Source organism: Chamaesiphon sp. VAR_69_metabat_338 (genome assembly GCF_031423935.1).
In the GTDB taxonomy this organism is placed as follows: domain Bacteria; phylum Cyanobacteriota; class Cyanobacteriia; order Cyanobacteriales; family Chamaesiphonaceae; genus Chamaesiphon.
Genome location: NZ_JANPGM010000436.1, coordinates 1 through 7,789, shown reverse-complemented (window position 1 = coordinate 7,789; position 7,789 = coordinate 1). Strand labels below are relative to the sequence as shown.

Sequence of the window (7,789 nt, the reverse complement as noted above, 5' to 3'; positions counted from 1 at the left end):
CTTAAAATTCGCCAACTTGTATCCCGATCGGGTCGATAAGTTAGTATTAGTCGATAGTATGGGTTTGGGTAAAGAAATTAGTCTGGGGATTTGCTTGATTACCTTACCGGCGATCGTCAATCTATTGCGCCCAGGACGTTGGATGATTCCAGCGATGTTAAGATCTAATTTTCATAATAGTCAGCTATTGCCGCCCGAATGGCTAGAGTTTCGCTATCGAATTTTTGTCATTCCCGATCGCAATCATGTCATTCTAAGGCTCGGACAAAGTAATTTTAATCTTGCTGGCGTACTTGCCGATGTGTATCGACCGATCGTCGCTAGTTTACCCCAAATCGATCGACCGACATTAATTATGTGGGGAGAGCAGGATCGGATTATTCCCGTCAAACATGCTTACGTTGCTGCGGCTGGTTTGCCCCACAATCAATTAGAAATTTTCCCCGATTGCGGACATCACCCTTATTTAGAATATCCAGCCAAATTCAATCGCTTAGTGTTGGACTTTCTCAGCAGATAATCAAAATCGATCGTCAGGAATATGTTAGAGCCGGTTGTCGATCTTCGCGATGCTATACCAACTTATTGGTATCGGGGTTATTGTCCCCAAAGCGGCAAATTATTGCAGCTACCGCGTACCGCTGATGTCGAGCAAATTGCCCGCGAACTAATGGCACAATTGTCACTAGACGATCGATATAGCCGTGAGGGAAAAATGTATGGCGTGTTATTGGTGCAAACAGCTACAGGAGATCGACTCTTACTTAAAGCTTTTTCGGGACTATTAAATGGTGAGGCTGTCGTCGATGGTTGGGTGCCGCCAATTCCTGGGCGCGATCGAGTGGCGATCGAAGAAGCAGCTACCCTAGCAGCTCTGGCAACGATGAAGCAAGAATTAATCGATTTGGATCGCACCACAGAGCAAGAGCAATATCGATCGATTGCGGCGGAATTTGTCGATCGCATCAAGCAACTATCGACCGCGCATCGTCAACGCAAAGCCTTGCGCCAACAACAGCGCGAGCATTATGAGGCTACCCTCAACGAGGTAGAATTAACCGCCGCAATTGCCCAACTTATCGCTCAAAGCTGCCAGGATGGACGAGAACGCGATCGACTAAAACAAGAACGCGACGCAATTTTACACCCGCTCAAGCGGCTTTTAGACCAGAATGAGGCTTTAATTCGGGAGCTGAAGCAACGGCGCAAACTGCGATCGCGGCAACTTCAGACGCAGATGCACGATGCTTATCGGTTGATGAACTTTTTGGGCACATCTAGCTCGTTGCGAGAACTGATGCCAGCGGGGATTCCTACGGGGACGGGCGATTGTTGCGCGCCGAAGTTGCTCCATTATGCCGCGAGTCATCAGCTCAAACCGATCGCCATGGCGGAGTTTTGGTGGGGTGCTTCTGCTCCGCTCAGCAACCAGAGTAAGATTCAGGGAGAGTTTTATGGGGCATGTGAGGAACGATGTCAACCATTGATGGGATTTATGCTGGCGGGTTTGTCGTCGCCGTCGCCCGATTGGGCGTTACCGATTATTTATGAGGATGAATATCTAATTGCCGTTGATAAGCCTGCGGGACTATTATCGGTGCCTGGACGGACGATCGATCTTCAAGATAGCGTGCTGACTCGCTTGCAGACACTATATCCCGAAGTTTATACCGTCCATCGACTCGATCGCGATACGTCGGGGATATTATTATGCGCACGAGATAAACAGACTTATATACAGCTCAGTCAACAGTTTGAAAATCGACAGGTACACAAGATTTATGAAGCTATTTTAGGTGGAAAAATTGAAGTTGAAACAGGTTCGATCGATTTACCACTTTGGGGCGATCCGCTCGATCGACCGCGCCAGCAAGTAGACTTTAATCTGGGCAAGCCGAGTGTGACTGAGTTTCGGGTATTGGGGCAAATCGACGGCTATACGCGGATTGAGTTTATGCCGGTGACTGGTCGATCGCATCAATTACGCGTCCATGCTGCCGATCGTCGCGGGTTGGGTGTATGCATTTTTGGCGATCGACTTTACGGTTGTCAGGAAAATGGATCGCGATTGCATCTCCATGCGCGAGAACTAAGTTTTATGCATCCACATACATTAGAACGAATGTCGCTGCAAGCCCAATGCCCGTTCTGAATCAAAGATCTGTAGATGGCTTTGTTTATGCCAGAAATCTCTGCTGTAAAGACAATAATCGTACGAACCCGCCCTCACCCACTATTTCTGAAATCTACGAGATATCTTCTTTATCCTGCTTGAACGCAAGATCGTATCCCGATGGGCTTAGCTCAAATGCGCTTATTCGTCGGTAGATCGCCAAATAGTAATGAGATTGCCAGATCGAGTGCAAAAATTGTAATGCCCGAAACTACCACAGCAGCGGTCGCCGATTCACCTACTTGCTTGACACCACCATACGTCGTCATCCCCCAGCCACAGCCAATCGTGGAGATCGCCGCTCCGAAAATGACACCTTTGAATACCAGACTGACTAGATCGCTGGTTTTGAGCAGGCTGCGCGCCGAATCTAAAAACATCAAGGGCTGTAATTGATAGAGTTGAGCGGCAGCAAAGATCCCGCCCAGGATGCCGAAGACTAAACCCAGCACGATTAAAATCGGCACCATCGAACAACAGGCAAGAACGCGCGGCAGAATCAGATAATCGATCGGATCGGTGCGCAGCGTGTAAAGGGCATCGATTTGTTCGCTCACTTTCATCGAGCCGATTTCGGCAGCAAATGCCGAACCAATTTGTCCGGCCACTACACAAGCTGTCAAAATTGGAGCGAGTTCGCGACAAAAGGCGATCGCAAAGACACCACCGACTAAATTAACTTGACCCACTGACTCCAACTGTCTGGCACTCTGAATCGTGAAAATTGCCCCTGCTAACACATTGGCTAATAATACCGGAATCACCGATGACGGGCCAGTTTTAAACAAATGCTCGGAGATTTTCTGCCAGCAAGTTTTCCCCTGAATCAAATGTAGCCAGATTTGACCGATCAGTAACAGCGTAAAACCAAATCGACTATGCGCGTATGGATAAGAGGTTGCACCAGATCTTTTGGGAGCCATGTTGAAGGATGTGGGGGCAAAGTGCTAGCAATTCACTAGATATTATGAAAGATAAGCGATCGATAATGTTTCTGCTCGGACAATTGCGGATCTCCACCCAGGGAAGACGTACTACCAGACACCTGCAAGCTATGATAAAGTCAGTATAATTAAACTTTGAGTAACAATTATCTTTGAGGATTTGAAATGGTTGACACTGGCGATCGTAGTGGAAGTGGCAAACGGAAACTGTTTTCTTTACTATGCCACGGCTCTATTTTTTTAGGCTCCTTGCTAGTTACTTCGGCGATTCCATTAGTAATTCTGTTGTTATTTGATGACCCAGTTATCAAAGCAACTGCCAAAGAAACTCTTAATTATCACTTTAATATCTGGCTGTACTTTGCAATTTCGGGTGCATTAGGGTTTCTATTTACTGCCCTAATTGTGACAATTCCCTTAGCGTGGCTAGTTGGTGGGTTGTTCTTCCTGTTCCACTGGATACCGCCAATTTTTGGGATTTTAGCAACTCTCAATAATCCCAACGAGCCTTATCGCTATCCGTTTATCTGGAGATTACTTTAAGCTGTACTAAAATCTGGTGTAGAGAGACCGAGCGTTTCTCTACACCTCAATCGATCTTACAAAATCCGCATTGTCGCTGGGGATTGTCAGCAGTATTTAGCGATCGACTACCCAGAATTGCTCGATCGCGATCGAGCCACATTCTAGATTTGAGCCATTGGCACATCCCCACAGCGATCGATTGCTAGCAATTCGGGATGGATGCCCACATTTGCGTGGGACTCATGCCAGATATCGACAACGACATTGTCCGCAGTGCGGCTGTGCCAGAGCCGATCGCGCATCGGCTGAAATCAAGTGATTATTCAGCAGCTTCATCCTCATCGGGCTGAGGATAAACAAAACTGGTAGAGCGTCCGGTTAGCACCGATTTACCCAATGAGAGGGCTTTTTTGGCTTGAATCGCCGCTTTGTTTACCCAAGTTGCGCGGCGTTTGTCGCGTTTGGATTTAGAGGTTTTCTTCTTTGGAACTGCCATAGGAATAAATATATAGGCACAGCCTTTTCAGTATAGCAGGGCAGAACCATTAAAATTTAAGATTGGACTTTAAAGATGTTCCCGCTGGTGAGTGCAAGTGAGTTAGTGGCGCTTGCGCAATAACGCGACGTTATTGCGCATTTTATCTCAGTCAAAATGCTCAAAATCGCCCACCCCACTGACCGATCGCAAATTTGACTGGATAGAATGTGGGGTACAAAGATGTCGATATAAAATAATATATCAAAACGGTAGATATTCTTACTGCGCGATCTTTTAAGTTGTATATCAACCTCATATAGCTCAATGTTGACTGGTGTGACCCTTATGACAGAACCAAATTCTCTCCCGATTGGTGGTGGCGATCGCCTTGCCGCTCCCCAAGATTCTCAGCTAGCGACAGCAGAATTAGATCCGATTATTGACTGTTTTGTCCGGGGTCACAAGCAGTTTATCTCCAGTCCAAGCTTGAAATTAGAATATACAGAAACATCGATCCGGTTGAGCGATCGCGAGAGTAAATTGGTCGGAATTAGCAAGCAAGTAAATCAGTTGCAGCGCAAGGTGCTGCTCTCTAATAAATCCGAGTTCAGACAACGGATCGTCCAAGCCACTCTCCAGCTCGGATTTATTACCAAACAAAAATCAGCGCATCCCGAATTTAGCGAGCATCACTATTATGAGGTACCCGATGGCTATCAACTCAAATATACAGAGGTCATCGAACTGTGGAAGGTCTGGTGGCATAATAAACGCTATCAACTCAATGTCCCCAATCCCCCAATTGATGTCTTAACTTTTACTAAGGGTAAATGGTATTCAATTCGCGATTTGCAACCCAAACAGGGTAATTTTATCATTTGCACCGATCGCGGTGAAATCGCGATCGAGCCTGAAGATTATGTGGTCTGGCTCGAATCGAAATCATTGTCTGGTAGCGAACCTAAATCTTTGACACCATCTCAAATATTGTTATTAGATCGGCAGCAAATTCGGGCGACAAATTCCTCGTTACCGATCGAACTCGATCGACAATCCGAACCAAATATCGCCATCGAAGTACCAATTTCTGGGTCGATAACGCCAGCAGTCTCAGCCAAAGCAACTGGCAGCACAAGTCTAAATAGTCCGGCGGCCAAATCTACGATGGTAGATCGACAGGTCGATGGTGGCGAAGAATATGAAGATGTGGATTTGGAGTCATATCTCAATACTTTCAATACTGAAGATACCGAAGATATCGATCGGATTGAAGGCATTTATCACATCAATGAATTACTTAGCGGCAACGTTGTCGAACGGGATGATGTGCCACCAGCTACCGTAACATCAGATGCGAGCGCACTGCCAGTAACACCACAACCGCCGACAGCACCATTGCCATCGATCGCACCACAACCTTCGACCGCTCTATCAGCTCCTCAGGCAGCCGCAATACCAACGGAATCGCTAATTCCGGATCGATCGCCGCTATCGCTGTCCCAGCGACAAGCAGACCTCAAAACCAAGGCAATTGAGGTGCTTGCTAAGTATCTTCAGGAAGGCGATCTCATCGTTCATACCGAAGTGCTCAAAAATGCACTCGGGCAAGAGGTAAATCGTAAGGTTTCAACGATTCAACGTGGTTGTCCTGGATGGGCGATCGCTCAAGTTCAGCAGCTCATCTCCTAGATACCTGGCAACTAGTTCGGATGCTGCCATCTGCCGATAGCAATGGCAGCGCGAACGCGAAGTCCTGCCGAAAATTGTCAGTTCTCGTCAACTAGTCGATCGGCAAGGTAAAGTTGAGATATCTGAGGAGATGGAATGACTTACACGATCGGTTAGTTATTAGCGGGACACGATCGATTACTTCATAACCAGGGTAAAGTTGAGATATCTGAGGAGATGGAATGACTTAAATGATCGGTCAGTTATTAGCGGGACACTATCGCGTACTTCAAGTTTTGGGTGCTGGGGGATTTGGGCAGACTTATATTACTGAAGATTTGCACTTACCAGGCCATCCTAAATGCGTACTCAAACATCTCAAGCCAGCCAGTACGGATCGATCGGTACTAGACATCGCGCGCAAACTTTTTGAGAAAGAAGCGATCGTCCTGCAACAGCTCGGCAATCACGATCGGATTCCTCGTTTACTGGCCTATTTTGAAGAGCAACAAGAATTCTATTTAGTTCAAGAATATGTCCCCGGACATCCCCTGTCTACCGAACTAACGCACGGTACCAAGTGGAGCGACGCCCAAGTCATTCAACTGTTGCAAGAAATTCTGGAGATTATCGTCTTTATTCACGGTCAAAATGTGATTCATCGGGATATTAAACCCGATAACATTATGCGCCGCAATCGCGATCGCCGCTTGATTTTGATCGATTTTGGGGCGATCAAACAAGTTCGCGAACGGCAAATGTCCCAGGGTCAACAGACATTGTCGGTGGTAATTGGCACTCCAGGCTATATGCCGATCGAGCAAGCCTCTGGCAATCCGCGCGCCAGTAGCGATCTTTACTCTTTAGGTACGATCGGCATTCAAGCATTAACAGGCATCAATCCCTACGATCTTCCGACTGATGAGGGCACTGGCGAACTTAAATGGGAACACCTCACCCTCGCCAATCCTCGGCTGATTAACATTTTGCAGCGGATGACCCGCTATCACTTCAAAGATCGCTATCAAACGGCTGACGAAGCACTCAGGGCAGTCAGAGGGCTAATTAGTGGTGTTGTTCCCCCAGGGTCTACTTCCGTGCAGGTCACTCAGTCGCAAGCTCATAGCCTCGATTCGCAAGCTACTCTGGTCGCACCGCAAGCAACCGCGACTCATGCCGACACATTACCGCCAGTTCCCCCGAGACCCAGGTGGAATTTGATGCCGCTAATTGGTGGTATATCGGCGATCCTAGCGGCAATCGGCAGTTTTGTCTGGTTTAGTCGCAACATTTTCGATCGCCAAGACTTTGCTACAGATGTGCGCTCCGAGCTGTGTCGGGTGGCGGCACCTACCGATCTCTCCACCACGCGCGTGCGATCGCAACCCCAGCGCGATGCCAAAATTCAAGCCAATTTAGTGCGGGGTACCAAGGTTGTCTATCGATCGGAACAAGATGCCTTCATCCAAATCCAAATGGCAGATAATTCTAAAGGCTGGGTCTATAACAATCAGGTCGTCAATTGTAATGCTCCAGCGATGACTCCGACTCCCAAACCCACAGTCACACCAGCGGCTCCCAAGCCGATCCTAGTCCCATCGCCGAAGGTCAATCGCCAACCAACAGCGACACCGACTGTTACTCCTAGCCCAGCAGCGACACCATCACCATCTGAGTCGCCAATTCCGATTGTGGTACCGACGCCAACTCAGACAGCAGCACCCACACCAACACCGACTTTTTCACCTACTCCTTTTTATCCGCCAAGATCGCGTCCAACCCCCATGCCAACGCCAACACCAACCCCCACGACATCGCCATCACCAGAAAACTCTCCAGCACCGATCGATCCGAGTCCGTTGCCAGAAAATACCGATCCGGCTAAGCCCATGCCAGCAAAAACGCCACTCTTTTGAGGATGCGCACGCCAGCGAATGCGAAATTCTCACGTGGGGGTTACAAACCCGACTTTTCCAAAAAGTCGGGTTTGTGTTTTGTTTT

At 47.9% G+C, this 7,789-nt stretch carries 8 protein-coding genes; 5 read left to right on the top strand and 3 right to left on the bottom strand.

Annotated features, from left to right (window positions below):
• Both RMO84_RS12070 and RMO84_RS12065 read left to right on the top strand, forming a co-directional pair.
• The coding region (locus tag RMO84_RS12070; RefSeq protein WP_310488705.1) for an alpha/beta fold hydrolase at positions 1-520 on the top strand (520 nt) is incomplete at its 5' end.
• Between the two features lie 21 nt (positions 521-541).
• A complete protein-coding gene (locus RMO84_RS12065; protein ID WP_310488704.1) occupies positions 542-2,152 on the top strand; it encodes an RluA family pseudouridine synthase in 1,611 nt (536 codons plus the stop codon).
• 152 nt (positions 2,153-2,304) lie between these two features.
• On the opposite strand, the gene RMO84_RS12060 is transcribed toward RMO84_RS12065, so the two are convergent.
• The gene (locus RMO84_RS12060; RefSeq protein WP_310488703.1) at positions 2,305-3,096 is read right to left on the bottom strand and encodes an MlaE family lipid ABC transporter permease subunit; all 792 of its coding nucleotides are present in this window, start codon (positions 3,094-3,096) and stop codon (positions 2,305-2,307) included.
• A gap of 186 nt (positions 3,097-3,282) precedes the next feature.
• On the opposite strand from RMO84_RS12060, the gene RMO84_RS12055 reads away from it, so the two are divergent.
• Complete coding sequence (locus tag RMO84_RS12055) at positions 3,283-3,660, top strand: DUF4870 domain-containing protein (protein WP_310488702.1); 378 nt, start codon at positions 3,283-3,285, stop codon at positions 3,658-3,660.
• 143 nt (positions 3,661-3,803) lie between these two features.
• Here the strand turns inward: RMO84_RS12055 and RMO84_RS12050 are convergent, their stop codons facing one another.
• Positions 3,804-3,944, bottom strand: coding sequence for a hypothetical protein (locus tag RMO84_RS12050; RefSeq protein WP_310488701.1), 141 nt, complete (start codon positions 3,942-3,944; stop codon positions 3,804-3,806).
• Between the two features lie 17 nt (positions 3,945-3,961).
• Positions 3,962-4,138, bottom strand: coding sequence for a 50S ribosomal protein L32 (rpmF, locus tag RMO84_RS12045; RefSeq protein WP_310488700.1), 177 nt, complete (start codon positions 4,136-4,138; stop codon positions 3,962-3,964).
• A 327-nt stretch (positions 4,139-4,465) separates the two neighbouring features.
• Between rpmF and RMO84_RS12040 the strand changes: the two genes are divergently transcribed.
• Entirely contained in the window at positions 4,466-5,809 is a 1,344-nt protein-coding gene (locus RMO84_RS12040) for a hypothetical protein (RefSeq protein WP_310488699.1), read from the top strand.
• Positions 5,810-6,039: 230 nt separating this feature from the next.
• Positions 6,040-7,704, top strand: a complete 1,665-nt coding sequence (locus RMO84_RS12035) for a protein kinase domain-containing protein (protein WP_310488698.1) — start codon at positions 6,040-6,042, stop codon at positions 7,702-7,704.
• Positions 7,705-7,789: the final 85 nt, after the last annotated feature.